The following is a 24,132-nucleotide window of genomic DNA, read 5'->3' as shown; positions in this document are numbered from 1 at the left end:
AGGCGCCACCACGAGACCGGCCTCGCCGTCGGCCAGCACACCGGGCACGCAACAGGCAAGGCAAAGGAACAGAAATGCCGAATGGCCGCTGGGATCTGCGCAGAAAATACGGGCGCCGCGCATCGATCGGTGCCCTGCTGATTCTCGCCACAGGTCTGATTGCCGCCATTCTCGCCGGCCTGTCGCTACAGCGACATAACGAGCTCGAGCGCGAGCAGCGTTTCAACTATGTCGTGCGCACGCTGACACGCAACATCAGCGAGCGCATGTATACCTTCGAACACGGGTTGCGCGGCGCACGCGGTGCCTTGATCGGCGCCGGCAAGGATGTCATCAGTCGCGACCGCTTCACCTTGTACAGCCGCTCGCGCGATTACACGCGCGAGTTCCCCGGCGTACTGGGTTACGGCTACATCCATCGCGTCGCGCCCGCCGACGAAGAGGCCTTCCTGCAGGCCGCGCGCGCGGACGGTGCACCGGACATCAAGCGCCGGCCGCTGGCGCCCTGGGACGGCGAGCGTTACATCGTGCTGTATTTCGAACCGGAGTCCTCGGGCAACCGTCCGATCGGTCTGGACATCGCCTCCGATCCGCGTCGCCGCGCGGCGGCACTGCAGGCCGCACGCAGCGGCGTGCCGATCATGACCTCGCCGATCTCGCTGTCCGGTTATCGCATTCCCAGCGAGAGCGGATTCCTGGTGCTGCTGGCGGTCTATCGCGAGGGCATGCCGCTGCAGACGCCGCAACAGCGCATGGCCGCGACCAGCGGCTGGGTCTACGCGCCCTTCAGCGTCGAACAGATGGTGGAAAGCACCCTGGGCGAGCGTGACGACGTGGCGCTGGATCTGTCCGACCGCAGCGAGCCCACCCACAACTTCTTTCGCAGCGGCACGCCGTCCAGCGACAGCGCGCGTCGCCCGCCGGTGATCCAGCAGCTGCAGATCTACGGCCGCACCTGGATCATCACCGCCCACCCCACCGCCAGCTTCCTGGCCTCGCTCAACCAGACCTCGCCATGGCTGACCGGCGGCCTGGTGCTGGGCGTGTCGGTGCTGCTGGCGGCATTGCTGGTGCTGTATTTCAGCAACGGCCTGCGGCGCGAGGAAGTGCTGCGCAAACAGATGGAGCTGGCGGCACTGGTCAGCCATTCCAGCGAGGCCATCGTTGCCGAAACCCCGGACGGACACATCACCCACTGGAATCCCGCTGCCGAAGCGATGTTCGGCTACAGCGCGGACGAGGCGATCGGCCAGAACCTGACGATGCTGCTGTCGCCGCAGCCATATGCGATCCCCGACATCGAGCACGCCGACGAGCACCATTCGGTCGATACCTCGGCCGCGCTGAGCATGCGCCATCGCGATGGGCATCTGGTCCATGTGCTGGCCAGCAAGGCCCCGATTATCGAACGCGATGCCACCCTGAGCGGGCACTCGCACTTCTTCCGCGACATCTCCGAGCGGGTGCGTTCGCATCAGCGCATCGTCGACCTGAATGCATCGCTCGAACACCAGGTCGCCGAACGCACCAGCGAATTGATGAAGTTCTCCGCGCTGCACCGGGCGATCCTGGCACACGCCGGCTTTGCCATCATCGCCACCGACTCCGGCGGCTTTGTCACGCTGTTTAATCGCGCCGCGGAAAAACTGCTGGGCTACAACGCCGACGAGGTGATCGGCCGCCGCAAGGCCGGCCAGTTCATCGAGCAGGAGGAACTGCAGGAGCGCGCGCACCTGCTGTCCGAGCAGACCGGCGCCCCGGTGGCGCATACGCTGGAGGCAATCGCCGCGCTGACCAGCCTGGGCCGCAGCGACACCAGCGAATGGACCTACGTCAGCCACGAAGGCCGCCGCCTGCCGGTGCTGCTGACCCTGAGCACCCTGCGCGACGATAACGACCAGGTGATCGGTTACCTGGGCATGGCGGTGGACCTGACCGAGCAGAAACTGCACGAGAAACAACTGCGCCTGGCGATGGATGCGGCCAAGAGCGCCAACCAGTCCAAGTCCGATTTCCTGGCCAACATGAGCCACGAGATCCGCACCCCGATGAACGCGATCCTGGGCATGCTGTACCTGCTCCAGCGCAGCGAACTGCCCAGTGCGGCACAGGACATGGTGACCAAGATCGACCGCTCCGCGCGCTCGCTGCTGGAGATCATCAACGACATCCTGGACTTCTCCAAGATCGAGGCCGGGCGCATCGATCTGGAACGCGCACCGTTCGACCTCAATCAACTGTTCGACAACATCGCCGACCTGATGCGTTCCTCGCTCAGCACCAAACCGGTGGAGATGATCGTCGAGCCACTGCCGCGCGACTGCCGCTGGTTGCTCGGCGATGCGCTGCGCATCAACCAGGTGCTGGTCAACCTGGTCGGCAACGCGATCAAGTTCACCGAGCAGGGCGAAGTGGTGCTGTCGGTGCGGCGCTTCCCCAGCGGCGATCCGAACAAGCTCAAGCTGCTGTTCTCGGTGCGCGACACCGGCATCGGCATTTCCAAGGAAAAGCAGAGCCTGATCTTCTCGCCGTTCCTGCAGGCCGACACCTCCACCAGCCGGCGCTACGGCGGCAGCGGCCTGGGCCTGACCATCAGCCGGCGCCTGATCGAATTGATGGGCGGCGAGCTGGAGGTGGAAAGCGTGCCCGGCCGCGGCAGCGAGTTCTATTTCGTGGTGACGCTGGAAAAATCCGCCCCGCCGCTGGCGCAGCGCGACCTGCCGGCGCTGCCGCCGGAAGCGATGCCGCGGGTGTTGATCGCCGACGACCACGATGCGGCGCTCAACAACCTGGTGCGCATCGCCAGCGAACTCGGCTGGCGCGTGGATGCGGTCGCCAGCGGCCAGGCCGCCCTGCAGGCGATCGAGCAGGCCAGCGAGCCCTACGACATCTTCCTGCTCGACTGGCGCATGCCCGATATCGACGGTGTGGCGATCGCGCGGCAGATCCGCGCACGCGCCGTGCCCGGCCCGCATCCGGTGATCGTCATGGTCACCGCCTACGAGCGCCGGCTGCTGGAGCAGCATCCCGAGCAACAGGACCTGGATGCGGTGATGACCAAGCCGGTGACCAGCGCGGCGCTGCACCGGCTGGTGGAGCAACTGGTCCACGAACGCCCCGGCGCGCGGCCGGTGGCGCCCACCTTCGTGGCGCGTCGGCTGGAAGGCGCGCATCTGCTGCTGGTGGACGACAGCGAAATCAACTGCGAAGTGGCGCAGCGCATTCTCGAAGGCGAAGGCGCCATGGTCACGGTCGCCCACGACGGCGAACAGGCCATCAACACGCTGCGGCGTGCGCCGGAGCTGTTCCAGCTGGTGTTGATGGACGTGCAGATGCCGGTGGTCGATGGCTATGAAGCCACGCGGCGGCTGCGGCAGATCCCCGCGCTGGCCAGCCTGCCGGTGATCGCGCTGACTGCCGGCGCCTTTCGCCCACAACAGGAGAAAGCGCTGGAAGCGGGCATGAACGGTTTCATCGCCAAGCCGTTCAATGTGGAGGAACTGGTCACCGCCATCCGCCACTTCCTGCAGCCGGGTGTACGGCGCATCCCGTCGCTGCCGCACGAGGCCGCTGTGCAGGGCGGCCCCGAGTGGGAACACGCCGACCCGGAGGTGCTGGATGCGGCGCGTGCACGCAGCCTGTGGCGCGAGCGCGAACCGTACGAGCGCTATCTGCTCAAACTGCTGCGCGACAACCCCGACCCGGCCGAGGCCGCAGCCGAGCATCTGCGCCGCAACGAGCTGCCGGCGATCGGTGCGCTGGCGCACAAGCTGCGCGGCGCCGCCGGGTCGCTGGCGTTGCCGGCCCTGGCCGGTGCCGCCAGCGACCTGGAAACCCGCGTCGAGCAGGGCCACGACATCACCTCGGCACTGCTCGCACTCAAGGACACCATGCAGCGTACCGCCGCGGCGATCCATACCTTCCTGCAACACGGCGACAGCGACGCGGAAGCAGGCGATGACGATGCCGCGCTGGACGCGGACAGCGTGCAGATCCTGGAAGCGGCCCTGGGCAGCGACGATGCCGACATGATCGACCACGCGCTGCTGATCTGCGCGCCGCATCTGCCGCGCAACCTGCAGGAAGCACTGCAGCGTGCGGTGGAAGATTTCGACTTCCGTCGCGCCGAGGCCACCTTGCGCGACTGGCAAGCCACTCACCTGCGCTGACCGCTCACCACGCCGGCTGGCAAGGAGCCCCCATGTCGCATCGTCCCCTGCTGTGTGTCGACGATGAATCCAGCAACCTGGCCACCCTGCGCCAGCTGTTGCGCGACGATTTTCCGCTGGTGTTCGCCAAGTCCGGCGGCGAAGCGCTGGAGGCGGTGCTCCGCCACACGCCGGCGTTGATCCTGCTGGATGTCGAGCTGCCCGACATAGACGGCTATGCGGTGGCGCGCACGCTCAAGCAGCAGCCCGCCAGCACGGCCATCCCGATCCTGTTCGTGACCTCGCGCAGCAGCGAGCACGACGAACGTACCGGACTGGAAGCGGGCGCGGCCGATTACGTCAGCAAGCCCTACTCGCCCGCCCTGCTCAAGGCGCGCATCGCCACCCAGTTGAAGCTGGCCGAAAGCGCGCGCCTGGCGCAGCACTATCGCGATGCGATCCATTTGCTCGGGACCGCCGGGCAAGGCCAGGATGCCGACACCGGCGCGCATATCTGGCGCATGGCCGCCTATGCGCAGGTGCTGGCCGAGCAGGTCGGCTGGCCGGCGCAACGGGCGCAGCTGCTGCAAGATGCCGCGCCCCTGCACGACGCCGGCAAGATCGCGGTGCCCGGCAACATCCTGCACAAGCCCGGTGCATTGGACGAACACGAACGCACCGTGGTGCGCCAGCACCCGCAGGTCGGCCACGACCTGCTGCGGCACGGCCGCGGGCCGGTGTTTCAGCTGGCTGCGGAAATCGCGCTGCATCACCACGAATGCTGGGACGGCAGCGGCTATCCCAACGGCCTGGCCGGCGAGGCCATTCCCGAATCGGCGCGCATCGTGGCGGTGGCCGACGTGTTCGACGCGCTGTGCGGGCGGCGCGCCTACAAGGCGCCGTGGACGGTGGACGATGCGATGCGCAAGCTCGACAGCATGGCAGGCAAGCAGCTGGAACCGCGCCTGGTGCAGCAATTTCGCGAGGCGTTGCCGCAGGTCCTGCAGATCATGGATGCCTGGGATAGCGCGGCGCCGGGGACCTGAAGAGCGGGGATTGGGGAATCGGGATTGGGGAATCGGGGAGCGGGGAGCGCGAGGGCGGGACGGGCTGATCAGTTTCTGGGCCGATCGGGTGAGTTGGCACAAGGCATTCGCGCCCGTCTTTCGGGGCGTACGGCTCTCTCAGGTGGGCTGGTGGTGTTATCGGCCCTGTGATGCGTACGCAGTGTTGCCTGGCGCGTGCTTGAACACCGCTTCGCACGGGCGGACAATAGCCATGTTGCGCCGCACAACACCGTGCGACGCGGGCCGGTCCGATCGCCATCTGCGCGCCACCGATGCGGCCCCGCAACCGAGAGTCCGATGTCCTCCAGCGTGTCCGAGGCCGGCGTCACGCCGCCGCGTTATCCCGATTACCGCATCATCTCGCTGATCCTGGCCTGCGCCATCTTCATGGAGCAGATGGACGCCACCGTGCTGGCGACCGCGCTGCCGACCCTGGCGCGCGATTTCGGCGTTGCCGCGCCGGCGATGAGCATCGCCATGACCAGCTACCTGCTGGCGCTGGCGGTGCTGATCCCGGCCAGCGGCGCGATCGCCGACCGCTTCGGCCTGCGCCGCGTGTTCGGCGCATCGATCTGGGTGTTCGTCGGCGGCTCGATCCTGTGTTCGCTGGCTGACAGCCTGCCCACCATGGTCGCCGCGCGCGTACTGCAAGGCGCCGGCGGCGCGATGATGGCCCCGCTCGGCCGGCTGATCCTGCTGCGCACGGTGGAGCGCCGTCACCTGGTGTCGGCCATGGCCTGGACGCTGGTGCCGGCCTTCATCGGCCCGATGCTGGGCCCGCCGCTGGGTGGATTTTTCGTCTCGTATCTGGACTGGCGCTGGATCTTCTACATCAACGTGCCGATCGGCATTGCCGGCTTTTTGCTGGTGCGCCGTTTCATTCCGGAAATTCCCACCGAATCGGCGCTGGCACGTTTCGACCTGCGCGGTTTCGTGCTGTGCGGCACCGCGTTGGGCTGCCTGCTGTTCGGCCTGGAAATGGTCAGCCAGCAGGACGGCATCGGTACCGCGAGCTGGCTGCTGGCCATCGGCGGCAGCGCTGCGCTGGGATATCTGTGGCATGCACGCCACCACCCCGCTCCGCTGCTGGACCTGAGCCTGCTGCGGATCGATTCGTTCCGCTTGTCGGTGATCGGCGGTGCGCTGATGCGCATTACCCAGGGCGCGCATCCATTCCTGCTGCCGCTGCTGTTCCAGATCGGCTTCGGCATGAGTGCTGCACACAGCGGGCGCCTGATCCTGGCCACCGCGCTCGGTGCACTGCTGATGCGCAGCATCACCCCGCAGTTGCTGCGCCGCTTCGGCTATCGCAACAGCCTGATCGGCAACGGTGTGCTCGCCAGCCTGGGCTACATGGTGTGTGCGTTGTTCCGGCCCGACTGGCCGCCGGCGCTGATGTTCGGCCTGCTGCTGTGCTGCGGCGCCTTCATGTCGTTCCAGTTCGCCGCCTACAACACTATCGCCTACGAAAATGTGCCCGCATCGCGCATGAGCCGCGCCAGCAGCCTGTACACCACCTTGCAGCAACTGATGCTCTCGGTCGGCGTATGCGCCGGCGCAATGATCCTCAAGCTGGCGATGCTGGCCGGCGATCACACCCAGCCTGCGCAACGCGATTTTTCGCTGGCGTTCTGCGTGGTCAGCCTGATTTCGCTCAGCGCCACCTGGTGGCATGTGCGTTTCGACAAGGATGCCGGGCAGGAAATGAGCGGGCACCGGGCTTCGAGCGGCTGACCGCAGGGCTGCGTAGCCGGCGCAGCTACATAGCCGTGACTGGAATCGGCGTGCACCGCCCCGGCGACTGCGGTTTCCATGCGACACCCACATCAATTGCCAATTGCTCGCACCGCTTGGTTGACCAGTCTTGCAACGTGTCATGTCCGCCAACTCGCATGACAGCACCTCACAGGCGCCGCCATGCCTGCCATCATCGCGCCTTGTCGTTTTGCCGCGACGCGGCCTCGGCACGCGCCACCAGCAGGAACGCCAGCGAAAAGCCGATCTCGATCGCGACTGCCGCGAAGATGCCGGCGTTGACATGCCCGGCCACCCACTCCGCCACGCCCAGCACTGCCAGCAACAGGCACGCGGTGACGAAGCCCGCAACCACGGCACGGCGCCCTGGCGACGGTGGCGCCGTTCGCACCAGCAGCAGCATGACGCCGATGGCCGCATACAGCGGTGCGGCGCGTCGGCCGAGCACGCCCAGCGCGTCGCTGTCGAAGGCCACGCCCAAATTGGCCAGCATGGCCGCAGGCGCCAGCAGCCAGGCAGCGCCCAACGCCAAGAACGACAACGCCGACAGCGTGGCCAGGTAGCGAAATGCGCGCGATGCAGTCAGCGCGCTCATGCGTTCATCTCCACGACCATCCGCCCCTGCACCTTCCGCGCGTCGCGGCCAGAGTGGGGCTGATGCAATCCCCGGCCATCGACCAGCAACCGGTCTGCAACTGCAATGCCGGCATCGCGGGACGCTTGGACCACACCGGCAAGATCGACGCCAGGAATCAGCGGAAGATTGCGAATGATCGGGCCGGCTCTGCTCACCGCCACCGCCACCGCCATCGCGTGGTGGCAGTTGCCGGTCGAATTCTCGACAGCAACCCTCACCTCGCCCGGCATCAACGCGTCTTCGTTGAACCGGGCCAGCCTGGTAACCACCGGCTCGCTGGTCTGAGCGGCAAGCACTGCATCGAAGGTCATTGCCTTCTCCTGTTGGGGTCAAGGCCGCGCGCGACCGCGTCACCACCGACGCATCGATAACGGCATGCACACTGCAGTCGCTGCAGCTCGTTTGTGCAGCGGTGCAACCCGGCGCGGCGCAGCTGAAACCTGTTGCGCTCACCGCCAGGACCGGCACTTGCAGTGGTTTGTCGGCCGGGCTTATCCGGCGTGGGATGGCGTCGTCGTCTCGGGTGGCGTCTTCGCATCGAGCTGCAGGTTCTTGCGAATCAGCGCCTGGAACACGCCAGCCGGCGCAAACCGCCGCAGGAACTGCAGCTGTCCGGCGATCTTGCCCGCGGTGTAGCGCACCTTGGGCTGCTGCGCGCGCGCCGCCTTCACCACCACGTCGGCCACGACGGAGGGCTCGTCCGCGCTTGCCATTGCCTGCGCCACCACTTGGCCGACCTGGGTACGCACCTGACGGTAGTTTTCCAGCGGCGCATCCGGGGCGAGAGTGTTCGCCTCGAACTGGGTTTTGGTGTAGGCCGGCTCGATTACCGTGACCCGGATTCCGTAGCTGCGCAGCTCGTGGTCCACCGCTTCGGAGTAACCCTCCACCGCGTGCTTGCTGGCCGCGTACAGCGCCGCATACGGCGTGGGCACCAGCCCGATGATCGAGCCGATGTTGATGATGCGGCCACTACCCTGGCGCCGCATGTGCGGCACCACTGCGCGCGTCATGCGCACGACACCGAGGAAGTTGGTGTCGAGGATGGCCTTGGCCTGCTCGATCGAGCTTTCCTCCGCAGCGGCGGGAGACACACCGAAACCGGCGTTATTGACCAGCAGGTCGATGCGCCCTTCCCGTCGCAGCAGCTCCTGGATCGCGGCGTCGACCGATTCATCGCTGGTCACATCCAGCGCCAGCAGCGTAAAGGCGCGCTGCCCGGACTGCGCGCCGCGACGGCTGGTGCCGTACACCGTATAACCGGCGGCAGCCAACGCGTTGGCAGTTGCTTCGCCGATACCGGAGGAGGCGCCGGTCACCAGCGCAACAGGGGGTTTGCTTGTCATTGGAATTCCTTGAGTGCAGTGAGTGACAGGGCGGCAGTCGGTTGACGATCACGCCGCGACTGGGATGCGATGGCTTGGCTAAAAACGCAGTTCTACCGGTGAAACCTCGGCCACGTGTGTGGCGGATGCACGCCTGTCGGTTAGTTGGATGCCTGCAACGACGACAGGATCTGGTCGCGACACACCGCGATGATTTCGTCGGCCAGTGGCGAATCGTTCGGGCACGACCGCGACAGCACGATGGCGCCGATGGCGTGCGCCATCATGTCCAGGTTGCTGGCGCGCTCCGCTGCTGCCTCGGCGGTGCCGGGCGCAGCGCCGCTGCGGTCGAGCGAGGCCAACAGGTTTTCGACCCCGGCGGCGAACGCCTCGCGCACTTCCTCCGGCTGGCGCGCGGCATCGGCGCCCAGCGCAGCCATCGTGCAGCCGGTGGCAAGGCTGTCGCGATGTCCGCGCGACAGATAGAAGTTCACGAAATCTGCCTTGTCCACGTGCTCGGTCTGCGCGGCGATGTTGGCCAGGCCACAGGCCGCCGATTCGGCCATTAGATCCGCCTTGGAGCGGAACTGCTTGTAGAAGCCGCCGTGGGTGAACCCTGCAGCGGCCATCAGATCGGCGATGCCGATCCCTTCGTAACCGCGCTCGCGAAACAGCACCGAGGCGGTCTCGACGACGTGCGCCCGGTTTGCCTGCGCCTGTGCCTTGGTCACTTTCATCGTTGGGACACTCCGTGCTTGTGCGGGACTGGGGAGAGCGGCAGCTTACTTTGATGTCATTCGTCATCAAAGTGTTGACACTTTAGATTTTGATCGTAATCTTTGTCAACCACTGATTCCGAGTACCGCCAATGACCCACCCTTCGCTGTTCGAACCCTATGCACTGGGCGCGCTGACCCTGGCCAACCGCATCGTGATGGCTCCGCTGACCCGCAACCGTGCGGGCGCCGGCCTGGTGCCGAGCGCACTGGCGGCCACCTATTACGCCCAGCGCGCCTCGGCCGGCCTGCTGATCACCGAGGCCACCCAGATCTCGCCCCAGGCCCAGGGCTATCAGGACACCCCTGGCCTGTACACGCCCGAGCAGATCGCCGGCTGGCGAGCAGTCACCGACGCCGTGCATGCCCAGGGCGGGCGCATCTTCGTGCAGCTGTGGCATGTGGGCCGGGTGTCGCATGTCGACCTGCAGCCGGGCGGCGCCGCACCGGTCGCGCCGTCGGCGATCCGCGCGGCGACCAAGGTGTTCGTCAACAACGGCTTTGCCGATGTCTCCGAACCACGCGCGCTTGAGCTGCACGAACTGCCGGGCATCGTCGACGACTTCCGCCAGGCAGCGGCCAATGCGATTGCCGCCGGCTTCGATGGCGTCGAAATCCACGGCGCCAACGGCTACCTGCTGGAGCAGTTCATCAAGGACGGCGCCAACCAGCGCACCGATGCCTACGGCGGCTCGATCGAAAACCGCGCGCGCCTGTTGCTGGAGGTGGTCGCGGCAGTGAGCAAGCAGATCGGCGCCGATCGCACCGGCGTGCGCATTTCGCCGGTGTCGCCGGCAAGCGGCATTTCCGGCAGCGATCCGCAGCCGCAATACGACTACATCGCCGAACAACTCGATGCGCTGGGCATCGTGTACCTGCACGTGGTCGAAGGTGCGACCGGCGGCCCGCGCGACGCGGCCCCGTTCGACTATGCCGCGCTGCGCAGCAAGTTCACCCGTACCTATCTGGCCAACAACGGCTACGACCTGGAACTGGCCAACGCCCAGTTGCGCGCAGGCAACGTCGACCTGGTGGCCTTCGGCCGCCCGTTCATCAGCAACGCCGATCTTGTCGAACGTCTGCACACCGGCGCAGCGCTGGCGCCGTTGAATCCGGCCACGCTCTACGGCGGTGGCGCCGAAGGTTATATCGACTACCCGTCCCTCGCCGGCTGAGGCTGTCTCGCCTGGCGTCTTTCATCCACTGTCATCAAGGAATTCTGTATGTCCACACTTCCCGCTGTCCTCATCACTGGCGCCTCCACCGGTATCGGCGCCGTCTACGCCGAGCGCTTTGCGCAACGCGGCCACAACCTGGTGCTGGTCGCACGCGACAAGGCCCGTCTGGATGCGCTGGCGGCGCGTCTGCACGCTGCACATGGCGTCAACGTCGACGTGCTGCAGGCCGACCTGACCCAGCCCGCCGACCTGACCGCAGTGGAAGCCCGCCTGCGCGATGACGCGCAGATCGGCATCCTGATCAACAACGCCGGCATGGCGCAGTCCGGCGGCATCCTGCAGCAGAACGCCGAGGCAATCGACCGCCTGTTGGCGCTCAATGTCACCGCGTTGACGCGCCTGTCTGCCGCGGTTGCGCCGCGCTTTGCGCAGTCTGGCAGCGGCGCGATCGTCAATCTTGGTTCGGTGGTGGGCTTCGCTCCCGAATTCGGCATGAGCGTCTATGGCGCCACCAAGGCCTTCGTGCTGTTCCTGTCGCAGGGGCTGCACCTGGAGCTGGGAGCTAAGGGCGTGTATGTGCAGGCCGTGCTGCCGGCCGGTACGCGCACCGAGATCTGGGGGCGTGCCGGTATCGACGTCAACACGCTCAGCGATCTGATGGACGTGGGCGAACTGGTCGATGCCGCGCTGGTTGGTTTTGATCGCCGCGAACTGGTCACCATCCCGCCGCTGCACGTGGCCGAACGTTGGGACGCACTGGATGGCGCGCGCCAGGGGCTGCTGTCTGACATCCGCCAGGCCACCGCAGCCGAGCGCTATCAGCCGGCGGTCTGACCGGCCCGGCGGCGCACCCGCCCGCAGCGCTTGCCACGGTGAGCGCTGCGGGCCTGCGCTGAGGCGTCGCGCATTCACCCTGCTGCACGGATGCGTCGATGCAAACCGCCCTCATGGCGATCAGGCTGCAGGCACGGAATTGCCAGCGCAAAGGTGAAGGCGGCCGGGGATCGCATCGTGCCCGGCCACGCATCCAGACAACGACAGCAGTGGACCCGAACCAGATGAAAGCACTCACCTTCAAACGCTATGGCAAATCTCCCGATATCGGCTTCAGCGAGCGCGCCCGCCCGACGCTGCAGCCCGACGAACTGCTGGTCGAGGTGCACGCCGCTGGCGTGAACCCGATCGACAACATGATTCCCACCGGCATCTTCAAACCTGTGGTGAAGTTCGAGCTGCCCGCCACGCTGGGCAGCGACGTGGCCGGGATCGTCATCGACGTCGGCAGCCGCGTCACCCGCTTCAAGCGGGGCGATGCGATTTTTGCCAGCGTGTTCGATCTTGGCCGCGGCACCATCGCCGAGTATGTCGCGGTACCGGAAAGCGCCGCAGCGCTGAAGCCGGCCAATCTGGATTTTGTGCAGGCGGCATCGCTGCCGATGGTCGCGCTCACGTCCTGGCAGGCCCTGAAGGAACGTGCCGACCTGCAGCCCGGCCAGAAAGTGTTCATTCCTGCCGGTTCCGGCGGTATCGGCACCATCGCAATCCAGCTGGCAAAACACCTCGGCGCCACCGTCGGAACCACCACCAGCACCGGCAATGTCGCGCTGGTGAACAGCCTTGGCGCAGATGAGGTAGTCGACTACAAGCAACAGGACTTCGAGACCGTGCTGCGCGGCTACGACATCGCGCTTGGCACGATGCGGGGCGATACGATCGAAAAATCGCTCGCCATCCTCAAGCCCGGCGGCAGGATCGTGTCGCTGGTCGGGCCGCTGGATGCCGCCTTTGCCCGCGCACGCCGGTTGAATGTCGTGCTGCAATTCGTCTTCGCCATGATGAGCCGCAAGATCATCCGTCTAGCGAACAAGCACAACGTCGCCTATTCGTTCCTGTTCGTACGCCCCAATGGCACGCAACTGGCCAAAATCGGCGAACTGCTCGAAGCCGAACGTCTCCGCCCGGTCATCGACAAGGTGTTTGCGTTCGACCAGGCAAAGCAGGCGCTGGAGTATCTGGCGCAAGGCCGCGCCAAGGGCAAGGTGGTCGTCAAGATCAAGTAAGAAGCCGGATACATATCCGTGGGCCAGGCTGCGATATAAGAAGATCGAACAGCGCGAACCATGCCGTCGTACTGTTTCAACGACAGTGCGCAACACATGTACATGGTTGTAGATGCGAACTGGAAATTTGCAATCCGGTTGCAGGGCACCCAATCTGCGGCTTGTTTGGAGGTCCTTGCCCGCCCACCGTCGCGGGACACGCCGCAAGTACATTCCCGTTAGGCTCTTATGCGGCATCCATGTCGCGTAAGGTCCCGCCACGGTGGGCGGACAAGGACCCGTCGAGATGGTTGGTGTCCATGCCTTTCATAAAGCAACCAGCAGAATCTTTGCTGCGGTGTCATCGCTGATTGCGTGATCCGTGGCGGCATGGATGCCGCCACGGAGCGTCCACAGACGAATTCACGGCGTGTCCCACGTGCGGTGAGGGCACCGCACGCTCGACTCACCAGCAAGCGTCGTTTGAGGTGCACAGCATCAAGCCCAAAGACGGCTCTTTGATGCAAGCCAACGAGGTTGCCGTCTGACTACCGCGAGGATGATGACGAAGCACTCGCTCCGCCATCACCTCGCTGCACACACTTACATCCCGTGCGCCGCCAGCTGCCCGAGTCGCTGCACTGCCACCGATACGGTCGGGTAATCCAAGGTCTTCTGCTCGGCCACATCGGCGAGCATGGCCAGGGTGAAGCGTAGGCTGGAATCGTCGCGTGCCAGCCAGTTGGCCACCTTGTCCTCGGCACTGCTGCCGGGCAGGGTCAGCACCTGCGCCACCAGCGCGCGCTGATGTGCAGCCAGCTCGTCGCGCAGCACGCCACGTGCCACCGCGTGCCAGCGGCCGTTGACCTCCAGCGCGTCGATCTGCTCGAACAACCACGGCAGGCGCAGCGCTTCGCCCAGGCGGAAATGCACCTTGGACACGTCCACCGGCTTGAGCTTGCGGGTGCGTGCGGTTTCGATGATGTCGAAGGCCGGTTCCAGATAGCGTAGCTCGGATAACTGCTGCGCCAGCTGCGGCGGTAGGCCCTTTTCCTGCCATTCCTGCACGCTGCCTTCGTACTGCGGGCGCTGCGTATCGGAGAGCACACCGGAGGCGACACGGATGTCGTTGAACGGGCCGTGGTAACGCTCCACCGCCGCAGTGATGCCCGGCATCTGGCCCGGACGCAACAGCAGCCAACGCACGAACGAACGCTGCAGGCGCCAGATCACTTCCAGCGCGTCGATCTGCACCGACTCGGGCACCTTGCCGTCCAACGCGTCGATCTGCGTCCACAGCGCGCGTGCATCCAGCGTCTCGCGGCTGATGGTGTAGGCCTTGGCGACCTCGGCGATGCTGCGGCCGGTGTCTTCCTGCATGCGCATCAGGAAGGTGGCGCCCATGCGGTTGATGGTGGTGTTGGTCACCGCGGTGGCGATGATCTCGCGCTTGAGGCGGTGACGCTCCATCGCATCGGCGTACTTTTTCTGCAGCGGCTGCGGGAAGTAGCGCTGCAATTCCTTGGACAGATACGGGTCTTCGGGAATATCCGATTCCAGCAGCTGCTGGAACGCCACCAGCTTGGAGTACGACAACAGCACCGACAGCTCCGGGCGCGACAGGCCCTGTCCGCGCGCCTTGCGTGCGGACAGTTCGGCATCGGACGGCAGGAACTCGATCTGGCGATCGAGCAGGCCCTGCAATTCCAGCGTGCGGATGAAGTGCTGCTTGGAGCCGAGACGCTTGACGCTCATCCGCTCCATCAGGCTGATCGCCTGGTTCTGGCGGTAGTTGTCCCACAACACCAGGTCGGCCACCTCGTCGGTCATCGACGCGAGCAATGTGTTGCGCGCGTCGTAGGTGAGCTTCTTGGCCTGCACCATGTCGTTGAGCAGGATCTTGATGTTCACCTCGTGATCGGAGGTGTCCACGCCGGCCGAGTTGTCGATGAAGTCGGTGTTGAGCAGCACCCCGGCCTGCGCGGCCTCGATGCGGCCGAGCTGGGTCAGGCCCAGGTTGCCGCCCTCGCCCACCACCTTGCAGCGCAACTCGCCGCCGTTGACGCGCAGGCCGTTGTTGGCGCGGTCGCCCACATCGGCGTGCGACTCGCTGGACGCCTTGACGTAGGTGCCGATGCCGCCATTCCAGAACAGGTCCACCGGCGCCTTGAGGATGGCGTTCATCAGCTCGTTGGGCGAGAGCTGCTTGACGCTGGATTCCAAGCCCAGGACCTCGCGCACCGGCGCGCTGATGTCGATGGATTTGAGCGTGCGCGGATAGATGCCGCCGCCGGCGCTGATCAGCTTGGCCTCGTAGTCGGCCCAGCTGGAACGCGGCAGCTTGAACAGGCGCTCGCGCTCGGCGAACGAGGCAGCGGCATCCGGATTGGGATCCAGGAAGATATGCCGGTGATCGAATGCGGCCAGCAGGCGGATATGCCGCGACAACAGCATGCCGTTGCCGAACACGTCGCCGGACATGTCGCCGATGCCGACCACGCTGAAATCCTGGCTCTGGCAGTCGCGCCCCATCGCGCGGAAATGGCGCTTGACCGACTCCCACGCACCGCGCGCAGTGATGCCCATGCCCTTGTGGTCGTAACCGACCGAACCGCCGGAAGCGAACGCATCGCCCAGCCAGAAGCCGTGGTCCAGCGCCAGCCCGTTGGCGATGTCGGAGAACGTGGCGGTGCCCTTGTCGGCCGCGACCACCAGGTACGGATCATCCTGGTCGTGACGCACCACCTGCGGCGGCGGCACGATCTTGCCGCCGACGATGTTGTCGGTGATGTCGAGCAGGCTCTGGATGAACAGCTTGTAGCAGGCGATGCCTTCGGCCTGGATCGCATCGCGGTCGCCGCCGACCGGCGAGCGCTTGACGTAGAAACCGCCCTTGGCCCCGACCGGCACGATGACGGTGTTCTTGACCATCTGCGCCTTGACCAGGCCCAGCACCTCGGTGCGGAAATCCTCGCGCCGATCCGACCAGCGCAGGCCGCCACGCGCCACCGCGCCAAAGCGCAGGTGCACGCCTTCCACCCGCGGGCTGTAGACGAAGATCTCGCGGTACGGGCGCGGCTTGGGCAGGTCCGGCACGATCGAAGAATCCAGCTTGAAGCTGATGCAGTGGCCGTGCTTGCCGCTCTTGTCGGTCTGGTAATAGTTGGTGCGCAGCGTGGCGTCGATCACACCGATGAAGCTGCGCAGGATGCGGTCCTCGTCCAGGCTGGAGACGCGATCCATCAGCTTCAGCAGCGTGGCGCGCGTGGCTTCCTGCTGCGCATCGCGGTCGCTTCCGCGCGCCTGCAATACCGGCTCCAGTGCCTTGAGCGTGGCCTCGTCGTCACCGGCCAGCACCGACAGTTCCTCGCGCAGGCGTTCCTGCCCGGCGAAGATCTGCGCCTTGGTCTCGCTGCCGGTGGCCGGATCGAAGCGCGCTTCGAACAGTTCCACCAGCAGGCGCGCCAGCAGCGGGTAACGGGTGAACGTCGCCTCGACATAGGCCTGCGAGAACGGCACCGCGGTCTGCAGCAGATACTTGCAGTAGCCACGCAGCAGCGCGACCTGGCGCCAGTGCAGGCCGGCGGCCAGAATCAGGCGGTTGAAGCCGTCGTTTTCGGCATCGCCGCTCCAGATCCGCTCGAAGGCTTCGCCGAAACCGGCGTCGGCATTGGCAGCGTTGATCTTGCCGGAGGTCGATTCGACCTCGAAATCCTGAATGTAGACCGGCGTCTCGCCGACCTGCAGCCGGTACGGCCGCTCGGAGATCACCCGCAGGCCCATGTTCTCCATCATCGGCATCGCGTCGGACAACGGGATGTCGTCGAGCTGGCGATACAGCTTCAGGCGCAGGCCTTCGCCGGCGTCCAGCCGCACGCCGTCGTCGCGACGGATCTCCTGCAGGCTCAGGTGCAGATCGTCCGGGCCGTCCAGTGCGGCCAGATGCTCGACGTCGGACACCGCCGATTCGATCGACGAGTCCTCGATGTAGCCGGCCGGCAGCGCACGCCCGAAGTTGGCGGCCATGCGCAGGCCATTGACCTCGCCATGCCGCGCCACCAGCGCCTCGCGCAGGGCATCGCGCCAGTTGCGCAGCAGATGCGCAAGCCGGGCCTCGAGTTCGGTGGTGTTGAATTCCAGCGCCTCGCCACTCTTGGGCCGCACGATCAGGTGCAGCTGCGCCAGCGGCGACTCGCCCAGCACCACGCTGGAATCGATGTATTCGCCGTGCAGCGCGTCCTTGAGCAAGGCCTCGATGCGCAGCCGCACATCGGTGTTGAAGCGCTCGCGCGGGATGTACACCAGCGCGGAGATGAAGCGGCTGTACTTGTCGCGGCGCAGGAACATGCGGCTGCGCACGCGCTCCTGCAGGCCGAGGATGCCGATCGCGGTGCGATACAGCTCTTCCTCGTTGGACTGGAACAGCTCCTCGCGCGGCAGCGTCTCGAGAATGTGCCGCAACGCCTTGCCGCTGTGGCTGCTCGGGGTCAGCCCGGACTTGCTCATCACGTATTCGTGGCGCTGGCGCACCAGCGGGATTTCCCACGGGCGGCGGTTGTAGGCGCTGGAGGTGAACAGGCCCAGGAAACGCTGCTCGCCGACGATGCGGCCCTTGGCATCGAATTCCAGGATGCCGATGTAATCCATGTAGCCGACCCGATGCACGCGCGAGCGCGCATTGGTCTTGGTCAGGATCAGTGCGTCCTTTAGCTTGGCCGAAGTGTTCAGGCCGTGCGCCGCCAGCGTGGTCACCGGGCGCGCCGGCGAGGTGTCGCGGCCGCGCATCAGGCCCAGGCCGGTTTCTTCCACCGGCGCCAGCACGTCCTGGCCGTCCTGCTTCTCCACGCGGTACTCGCGATAGCCGAAGAAGGTGAAGTGGTCGGCCGCCGCCCAGCGCAGGAACTCCTGCGCCTCGTGGCGGCTGATGTCGTCCATCGGCAGGCGGCGGGTGGCCAGGTCGTCAGCCAGCATCACCATCTTTTCGCGCATCGACGCCCAGTCGTGCACGATCGCGCGCACCTCGCCCAGCACCTTGCGCACCGCCGCTTCCACCTTGAGCATGTCCTCGGCGGGCTGGCGGTCGATCTCCAGCACCATCAGCGACTCGCTCTTGCCCTCGCCCACCGCGCTCAGCTTGCCAGCCTTGTCGCGCGCGATGCGCAGCACCGGGTGGCCGAGCACGTGCACGCCGATGCCAAGGTCCGACAGCGTCATGCTCACCGAGTCCACCAGGAACGGCATGTCGTCGTTGACGATCTGCAGCAGCGTGTGCGGCGATTCGTAACCGTGGCTCTTCAGGGTCGGGTTGAACACCCGCACGTTGACCGTGCCGGGCTTGCGCGTGCGCGCAAATTCCAGCATGTCCGCCGCCAGGGCCGCCCACTGTTCGGCCGGGTGGTTGGGGAACTCGTCCTCTTCCATGCGCCGGTAGAAGTCGGCGGCGAACAGCTGCACCTCGGACTGGCGGGCGGCCGGGTAGCGCTTGCGCAACGCGGCAAACACCGGCTCCAGGGTGACCGCCTGCGGCGCGGTGGCAAGCACGGGGACGGCATGGTCGGCGACCGGTTTGACCGACGTCGTGGACGATTTCGAAGCAGCTTTCTTGGCTGTCATGAGAGCGCTGGGATGCTCGGTGGAAAACCTGAATTGTACCGGCGCCGGATGAAGACGCCTTGCTGCATAGCGCAAAATCCTGGTCGGGCGCTCTCCCTCGGTGAGGCGCAAAAGCACTACCCGACTGTAATTCCTGCAGCGGCGCCGGATTGGCGCCTGCATGGCCAGCCGCCAGACCGCCACAACCGGCAAAGTCCGGCCGGGCGCTTGGGCCACAAGGCGTTGCGCAGACAGAACTGCGACCGTCAAGCCTGTTTAAAAACTAAACTGGACGGTATAGTCTACCGCCATGACCCCCCGTTCCCACCGTGCTGCCCGGCGCTCGGACTGCGATCGCCGCATCCATGCGGCTGTGCATACGCTGCTTGCCGAGCGCGGCATGCGGCTGAGCATGGACGCGGTGGCCGAGCGCGCCGGCTGCTCCAAGCAGACGCTCTATAGTTATTACGGTTGTAAAGAAAACCTGCTGCGCGATGTGCTCCAGGACCATGTGCACCTGGCCACGGTGCCGCTGGGCACCGCCTCGGGCGAGTTGCGCGAGGATCTGCTGGCCTTCGCGCTGGCCCACCTTGACCGCCTGAACCGCCCGGATGTGTTACAGACCTGCCGGTTGGTGGAAGCCGAATCGCACCGGTTCCCCGATCAGTCGCAGCAGATCTTCCAGGACGGGGTCGTCGGCATGCAGCAGCGCCTGGCGCAGCGCTTCGAGCAGGCGATGCAGGCCGGCCAGCTGCGCCATGACGATCCGCACTGTATGGCCGAACTGCTGTTGAGCATGATCGTCGGTCTGGATTTCGACCGGCAACGCTTTCAGGTTCCCCACCGCGCCGGCCTTCCCGCCAGGCAGCAGTGGGCGCAATTCGCTGTCGACACCTTCCTGCGCGCATTTGCCGCGGTCGCTGCCACGCCTTCGCTGTCCCCGCTTTCCTTTCTCACTTCAAGACCCTAACGGAGTTCCTCCTGATGATCGCCCCGCTCCGCACATTCGGCCTGGCCTGTGCCATCACCCTGGCGCTGGCTGCCTGCAGCAAGCCCGAACAACAGCAGGCGCCGCCGCCGCCGGAAGTGTCGGTGCTGGAAATGAAGCCGCAGACCCTGCCGCTGGAACGCGACCTGGTCGGCCGGCTGTCGGCATTCCGCTCGGCCGACGTGCGCGCGCGCGTGGACGGCGTGCTGCTCAAGCGCCTGTACACCGAAGGCACCGACGTCAAGGAAGGCCAGCCGCTGTTCGAGATCGACCCGGCGCCGCTGAAGGCCACGCTGCTGCAGGCGCAAGGCCAGCTGGCCGCCGCCGAGGCGACCTACGCCAATGCCCAGGTCGCCGCCAAGCGCGCGCGCAGCCTGGCCCCGCAGCAGTATGTGTCGCGTGCTGACATCGACAATGCCGAAGCCACCGAGCGCTCCTCCAGCGCCAACGTGCAGCAGGCACGCGGCCAGGTCCAGTCCGCCCGCATCCAGCTCGGCTTTGCCAGCGTCACCTCGCCGATCACCGGCCGCGCCGGCATCCAGCGCGTGACCGAAGGTGCGCTGGTGGGCTCGGGTGAGGCGACCCTGCTGACCACGGTCGACCAGATCGACCCGCTGTATGTGAACTTTGCGATGAGCAGCGAAGAGCTCGCCGCCCTGCGCCAGGCCCAGAGCAGCGGCAACGTGCAGCTCAGCGGCGACGGCAAGTCCACCATCAACGTGGAACTGGGCAACGGCACGCAGTACCCGCACCCGGGTACGCTGGATGTGTCGGCGGTGACGGTGGACCCGAGCACCGGTGCGGTGTCGCTGCGCGCGACCCTGCCCAATCCAGAGCAGGCGCTGCTGCCGGGCGCGTTCGTGACCTTCAAGGCCAGCCTTGGCCAGCGCAACAATGCCTATCTGCTGCCGCAGCAGGCCGTGCAGCGCGATGCCACCGGCGCCTATGCGCTGGTGCTGGGCAAGGACGGCAAGGTGGCACGCAAGAATCTCACCGTCGATGGCCAGCAGAAGGGCCAGTGGATCGTCACCGCGGGCATGACCCCGGGCGACCAGGTGATCGTCGATGGCGTGCAGAAGGCGAAGGAAGGCCAGCCGGCCAAGGGCGTGCCGTGGGATCCGAACAAGCCGGCGCAGGGCGGCCAGCCCGGCGCACCGGGCGCGGCTCCCGCCGCTGCCCAGGGCGGCGGCGCGCAGGCCGCACCGGCGGCCGACAAGGCCGATGCAGCGGCACCGGCCGCGCAGGAACAGTCCAAGCCGGACGCTGCGGCGCAGCCGGCCGACTCCCAGTCCAAGCAGCAGTAACGGAACCCGGACATGCCTAAGTTTTTCATCGAACACCCTGTCTTTGCCTGGGTGGTGGCGATCCTGATCTCGCTTGCGGGCGTGATCTCGATCCTGAATCTGGGTATCGAGTCGTACCCCACGATCGCCCCGCCGCAGGTCACCGTTACCGCCAACTTCCCCGGCGCCAGCGCCGATACCGCCGAAAAAGCGGTGACCCAGGTCATCGAGCAGCAGCTCACCGGTATCGACCACCTGCTGTACTTCAACTCGTCCTCGGCCGCCAACGGCCGCGTGACCATCACGCTGACCTTCGAAACCGGCACCGACGCGGATATCGCGCAGGTGCAGGTGCAGAACAAGGTGTCGCTGGCCACGCCGCGCCTGCCCTCGGAAGTCACCCAGCAGGGTGTGGTGGTGGCCAAGGCCAACGCCGGCTTCCTGATGGTGGCCGCGTTGCGCTCGGACAATCCGTCGATCAACCGCGACGCGCTCAACGACATCGTCGGCTCGCGCGTGCTCGAGCAGATCTCGCGCGTGCCCGGCGTGGGCAGCACCAACCAGTTCGGCGCCGAGTACGCGATGAACATCTGGTTGAACCCGGAGAAGCTGCAGGGCTACAACCTGTCGGCCACCCAGGTGCTGACCGCGGTGCGCAACCAGAACGTGCAGTTCGCTGCCGGTTCGGTGGGCGCCGACCCGACCCCGGAAGGCATCAGCTTCACCGCCACGGTCTCGGCCGAAGGCCGCTTCAGCTCGCCGGACCAGTTCGAGAACATCATCCTGCGCACCGACAACAACGGCGCCACGGTGCGGTTGAAGGATGTCGCACGGGTCACCGTGGGGCCGAGCAACTACGGCTTCGACACCCAGTACAACGGCAAGCCCACCGGTGCCTTCGGTATCCAGCTGTTGCCGGGCGCCAATGCCCTGAACGTCTCCGAGGCGGTCGGTGCCAAGCTCGACGAACTGCAGCCGACCTTCCCGCAGGGCGTGACCTGGTTTGCGCCGTACGAATCGACCACCTTCGTGCGCATCTCCATCGAGGAAGTGATCCACACGCTGGTGGAAGCCATCGTGCTGGTGTTCCTGGTGATGCTGCTGTTCCTGCAGAACTTCCGCGCCACCGTGATTCCCACGCTGGTGATTCCGGTCGCGCTGCTGGGCACGTTCTTCGGCATGTACATGATCGGCTTCACCATCAACCAGCTGACGCTGTTTGCGATGGTGCTGGCGATCGGCATCGTGGTCGACGACGCGATCGTGGTGATCGAGAACGTCGAACGCATCATGAGCGAGGAACACCTGGAGCCGAAGGCGGCCACGCAGAAGGCGATGACCCAGATCACCGGCGCGGTGGTGGCCATCACCGTGGTGCTGGCGGCGGTGTTCATCCCCTCCTCGCTGCAACCCGGCGCTTCGGGCGCGATCTACAAGCAGTTCGCACTGACCATCGCCATGTCGATGGGGTTCTCGGCGTTCCTGGCGCTGAGCTTCACCCCGGCGCTGTGCGGCGCGTTCCTCAAGTCGACCCATTCGACCAAGAAGAACTGGATCTACCGCACCTTCGACAAGTACTACGACAAGCTGGCGCATCGCTATGTCGGCGTGGTCGGCCACACCCTCAAGCGCTCGCCGCCGTGGATGATCGTGTTCGTGGTGCTGGTGGTGCTGTGCGGCTTCCTGTTCACCCGCATGCCGGGCAGCTTCCTGCCGGAAGAAGACCAGGGCTTTGCGGTGGCCATCGTGCAGCTGCCGCCGGGCGCGACCAAGATCCGCACCAACGAGGCCTTCGCGCAGATGCGTGCGGTGCTGGAGAAGCAGCCGGCCGTGGAAGGCATGCTGCAGATCGCCGGCTTCAGCTTCCTGGGTTCGGGCGAAAACGTCGGCATGGGCTTCATCCGGCTCAAGCCGTGGGAAGAGCGTGACGTCACTGCCGAGCAGTTGATCCAGCAGCTCAACGGCGCCTTCTACGGCATCAAGGGCGCGCAGATCTTCGTGGTCAACCTGCCCACCGTGCAGGGCCTGGGCCAGTTCGGCGGCTTCGACATGTGGCTGCAGGACCGCTCCGGCGCAGGCCAGCAAGCTTTGACCCAGGCGCGCAACATCGTGCTGGGCAAGGCGGCGGAAAAGCAGGACACCATGGTGGGCGTACGCCCGAACGGCCTGGAAGACGCGCCGCAGCTGCAGTTGCACGTGGACCGTGTGCAGGCGCAGTCGATGGGCCTGGACGTCAGCGACGTCTACAGCTCGATCCAGCTGATGCTGGCGCCTGTCTACATCAACGACTACTTTTCCGAAGGCCGCATCAAGCGCGTCAACATCCGTGCCGACGACCAGTTCCGTACCGGCCCGGAGTCGCTGCGCAGCTTCTTCAGCCCCAGCGCCACGGCCACCGGTGCCGATGGTCAGCCGGGAATGATTCCGCTGAGCAATGTGGTCAAGGCCGACTGGACCTACGCCTCGCCGGCACTGAACCGCTACAACGGCTATTCGGCGGTGAACATCGTCGGCAACCCGGCGCCGGGCGGCAGCTCCGGCCAGGCGATGACCGCGATGGAGGAGATCGTCAACAACGACCTGCCGCCGGGCTTCGGTTTCGACTGGAGCGGCATGTCGTACCAGGAAATCATTGCCGGTAATGCGGCCACGCTGTTGCTGGCGTTGTCGGTGGTGGTGGTGTTCCTGTGCCTGGCCGCGCTCTACGAGAGCTGGTCGATTCCGGTGGCGGTGCTGATGGTGGTGCCGATCGGCGTGCTGGGTGCGATCACCTTCTCGATGCTGCGCGGTCTGCCGAACGATCTGTACTTCAAGATCGGCATGATCACCGTGATCGGCCTGGCGGCGAAGAACGCGATCCTGATCGTGGAGTTCGCAGTGGAGCAGCGTGCGGCAGGCAAGACGCTGCGCGAGGCGACGCTGGAAGCGGCGCATCTGCGCTTCCGCCCGATCCTGATGACCTCGTTCGCGTTCATCCTGGGCGTGCTGCCGCTGGCCATCTCCACCGGTGCCGGCGCCAACTCGCGTCACTCCATCGGTACCGGCGTGATCGGCGGCATGGTGTTCGCCACCGTGCTCGGCGTGATCTTCATTCCGCTGTTCTTCGTGGTGGTGCGCCGCATGCTGGGCGACAAGCTGGACGAACAGTCCAAGGAATACCTGCTCGCGCAGAACGACTCGGGCCCGCATCGTCCGGATCGCTGATCCCGGACATGGCGCAGAACGAAAAGCCCCGGCAGTGCCGGGGCTTTTTTTTGGCTGCGCTGCAGTCATGTCTCGTAGGAGCGCACCCGGGCGCGATGGGCCTCACCGGTAACGCCCGTCGCGCCCGGGTGCGCTCCTAC

At 66.0% G+C, this 24,132-nt stretch carries 14 protein-coding genes; 9 read left to right on the top strand and 5 right to left on the bottom strand.

Features of this window, described 5'->3' with window-relative positions; translation table 11 throughout:
* The first annotated feature begins 74 nt into the window (after window positions 1–74).
* The 3 genes from ABQ137_RS16235 (at window position 75) to ABQ137_RS16225 (ending at window position 6,949) form a co-directional block, all read left to right on the top strand.
* Complete coding sequence (locus tag ABQ137_RS16235) at window positions 75–4,169, top strand: CHASE domain-containing hybrid sensor histidine kinase/response regulator (protein ID WP_184518768.1); 4,095 nt, start codon at window positions 75–77, stop codon at window positions 4,167–4,169.
* Between the two features lie 32 nt (window positions 4,170–4,201).
* Window positions 4,202–5,194 (top strand): HD-GYP domain-containing protein, encoded by a 993-nt coding sequence (locus tag ABQ137_RS16230; RefSeq protein WP_184609311.1) that lies wholly within the window; start codon window positions 4,202–4,204, stop codon window positions 5,192–5,194.
* 318 nt (window positions 5,195–5,512) lie between these two features.
* Complete coding sequence (locus tag ABQ137_RS16225; protein WP_349783179.1) at window positions 5,513–6,949, top strand: DHA2 family efflux MFS transporter permease subunit; 1,437 nt, start codon at window positions 5,513–5,515, stop codon at window positions 6,947–6,949.
* 193 nt (window positions 6,950–7,142) lie between these two features.
* Here ABQ137_RS16225 and ABQ137_RS16220 read toward each other — a convergent pair whose 3' ends face one another.
* The 4 genes from ABQ137_RS16220 to ABQ137_RS16205 all read right to left on the bottom strand — a co-directional run bounded on the left by ABQ137_RS16220 (window position 7,143) and on the right by ABQ137_RS16205 (window position 9,669).
* Window positions 7,143–7,565 (bottom strand): hypothetical protein, encoded by a 423-nt coding sequence (locus ABQ137_RS16220; RefSeq protein WP_184518761.1) that lies wholly within the window; start codon window positions 7,563–7,565, stop codon window positions 7,143–7,145.
* Window positions 7,562–7,918 (bottom strand): MDR/zinc-dependent alcohol dehydrogenase-like family protein, encoded by a 357-nt coding sequence (locus ABQ137_RS16215; RefSeq protein WP_349783178.1) that lies wholly within the window; start codon window positions 7,916–7,918, stop codon window positions 7,562–7,564. Before ABQ137_RS16215 ends, ABQ137_RS16220 begins: the two co-directional genes overlap by 4 nt.
* A gap of 180 nt (window positions 7,919–8,098) precedes the next feature.
* The gene (locus tag ABQ137_RS16210) at window positions 8,099–8,953 is read right to left on the bottom strand and encodes an oxidoreductase (RefSeq protein WP_022559377.1); all 855 of its coding nucleotides are present in this window, start codon (window positions 8,951–8,953) and stop codon (window positions 8,099–8,101) included.
* 140 nt (window positions 8,954–9,093) lie between these two features.
* Window positions 9,094–9,669 (bottom strand): TetR/AcrR family transcriptional regulator, encoded by a 576-nt coding sequence (locus ABQ137_RS16205; RefSeq protein WP_016904436.1) that lies wholly within the window; start codon window positions 9,667–9,669, stop codon window positions 9,094–9,096.
* A gap of 131 nt (window positions 9,670–9,800) precedes the next feature.
* Here ABQ137_RS16205 and ABQ137_RS16200 point away from each other — a divergent pair, with 131 nt between their 5' ends.
* From ABQ137_RS16200 to ABQ137_RS16190, 3 genes are all read left to right on the top strand, one after another.
* Entirely contained in the window at window positions 9,801–10,883 is a 1,083-nt protein-coding gene (locus ABQ137_RS16200) for an alkene reductase (protein ID WP_184518754.1), read from the top strand.
* 48 nt (window positions 10,884–10,931) lie between these two features.
* On the top strand, window positions 10,932–11,720 hold the full coding sequence (locus ABQ137_RS16195; RefSeq protein WP_184518750.1) for an SDR family NAD(P)-dependent oxidoreductase: 789 nt from the start codon (window positions 10,932–10,934) through the stop codon (window positions 11,718–11,720).
* Between the two features lie 98 nt (window positions 11,721–11,818).
* A complete protein-coding gene (locus tag ABQ137_RS16190) occupies window positions 11,819–12,946 on the top strand; it encodes an NADP-dependent oxidoreductase (RefSeq protein ID WP_260400494.1) in 1,128 nt (375 codons plus the stop codon).
* A 582-nt stretch (window positions 12,947–13,528) separates the two neighbouring features.
* On the opposite strand, the gene ABQ137_RS16185 is transcribed toward ABQ137_RS16190, so the two are convergent.
* Entirely contained in the window at window positions 13,529–18,538 is a 5,010-nt protein-coding gene (locus tag ABQ137_RS16185) for an NAD-glutamate dehydrogenase (RefSeq protein ID WP_349783177.1), read from the bottom strand.
* A gap of 289 nt (window positions 18,539–18,827) precedes the next feature.
* Here ABQ137_RS16185 and ABQ137_RS16180 point away from each other — a divergent pair, with 289 nt between their 5' ends.
* Genes ABQ137_RS16180 through ABQ137_RS16170 form a run of 3 tightly spaced genes read left to right on the top strand, consistent with a single transcriptional unit; the run spans window position 18,828 to window position 23,992 of the window.
* The gene (locus ABQ137_RS16180) at window positions 18,828–19,487 is read left to right on the top strand and encodes a TetR/AcrR family transcriptional regulator (protein ID WP_024940186.1); all 660 of its coding nucleotides are present in this window, start codon (window positions 18,828–18,830) and stop codon (window positions 19,485–19,487) included.
* Between the two features lie 14 nt (window positions 19,488–19,501).
* Window positions 19,502–20,809 carry an efflux RND transporter periplasmic adaptor subunit gene (locus tag ABQ137_RS16175; protein ID WP_039522021.1) on the top strand — a complete coding sequence of 436 codons (1,308 nt, stop codon included), beginning with the start codon at window positions 19,502–19,504 and terminating at the stop codon, window positions 20,807–20,809.
* Between the two features lie 12 nt (window positions 20,810–20,821).
* On the top strand, window positions 20,822–23,992 hold the full coding sequence (locus ABQ137_RS16170) for a multidrug efflux RND transporter permease subunit (RefSeq protein WP_065031636.1): 3,171 nt from the start codon (window positions 20,822–20,824) through the stop codon (window positions 23,990–23,992).
* Window positions 23,993–24,132: the final 140 nt, after the last annotated feature.

The organism is Xanthomonas sp. WHRI 8393 (genome assembly GCF_040203315.1).
Taxonomy (GTDB): Bacteria; Pseudomonadota; Gammaproteobacteria; order Xanthomonadales; family Xanthomonadaceae; genus Xanthomonas; species Xanthomonas arboricola.
Note: the sequence above shows the minus strand (reverse complement) of the source record. Positions and strands in the feature narration are given on the sequence as shown.

What these genes read in the sequence shown, in the direction of transcription:
- ABQ137_RS16235 (WP_184518768.1), top strand. Translation starts at nt 75, where the DNA reads ATGCCGAATGGCCGCTGGGATCTGCGCAGAAAATACGGGCGCCGCGCA.
- ABQ137_RS16230 (WP_184609311.1), top strand. Translation starts at nt 4,202, where the DNA reads ATGTCGCATCGTCCCCTGCTGTGTGTCGACGATGAATCCAGCAACCTG.
- ABQ137_RS16225 (WP_349783179.1), top strand. Translation starts at nt 5,513, where the DNA reads ATGTCCTCCAGCGTGTCCGAGGCCGGCGTCACGCCGCCGCGTTATCCC.
- ABQ137_RS16220 (WP_184518761.1), bottom strand. Translation starts at nt 7,565, where the DNA reads ATGAGCGCGCTGACTGCATCGCGCGCATTTCGCTACCTGGCCACGCTG.
- ABQ137_RS16215 (WP_349783178.1), bottom strand. Translation starts at nt 7,918, where the DNA reads ATGACCTTCGATGCAGTGCTTGCCGCTCAGACCAGCGAGCCGGTGGTT.
- ABQ137_RS16210 (WP_022559377.1), bottom strand. Translation starts at nt 8,953, where the DNA reads ATGACAAGCAAACCCCCTGTTGCGCTGGTGACCGGCGCCTCCTCCGGT.
- ABQ137_RS16205 (WP_016904436.1), bottom strand. Translation starts at nt 9,669, where the DNA reads ATGAAAGTGACCAAGGCACAGGCGCAGGCAAACCGGGCGCACGTCGTC.
- ABQ137_RS16200 (WP_184518754.1), top strand. Translation starts at nt 9,801, where the DNA reads ATGACCCACCCTTCGCTGTTCGAACCCTATGCACTGGGCGCGCTGACC.
- ABQ137_RS16195 (WP_184518750.1), top strand. Translation starts at nt 10,932, where the DNA reads ATGTCCACACTTCCCGCTGTCCTCATCACTGGCGCCTCCACCGGTATC.
- ABQ137_RS16190 (WP_260400494.1), top strand. Translation starts at nt 11,819, where the DNA reads ATGCAAACCGCCCTCATGGCGATCAGGCTGCAGGCACGGAATTGCCAG.
- ABQ137_RS16185 (WP_349783177.1), bottom strand. Translation starts at nt 18,538, where the DNA reads ATGACAGCCAAGAAAGCTGCTTCGAAATCGTCCACGACGTCGGTCAAA.
- ABQ137_RS16180 (WP_024940186.1), top strand. Translation starts at nt 18,828, where the DNA reads ATGACCCCCCGTTCCCACCGTGCTGCCCGGCGCTCGGACTGCGATCGC.
- ABQ137_RS16175 (WP_039522021.1), top strand. Translation starts at nt 19,502, where the DNA reads ATGATCGCCCCGCTCCGCACATTCGGCCTGGCCTGTGCCATCACCCTG.
- ABQ137_RS16170 (WP_065031636.1), top strand. Translation starts at nt 20,822, where the DNA reads ATGCCTAAGTTTTTCATCGAACACCCTGTCTTTGCCTGGGTGGTGGCG.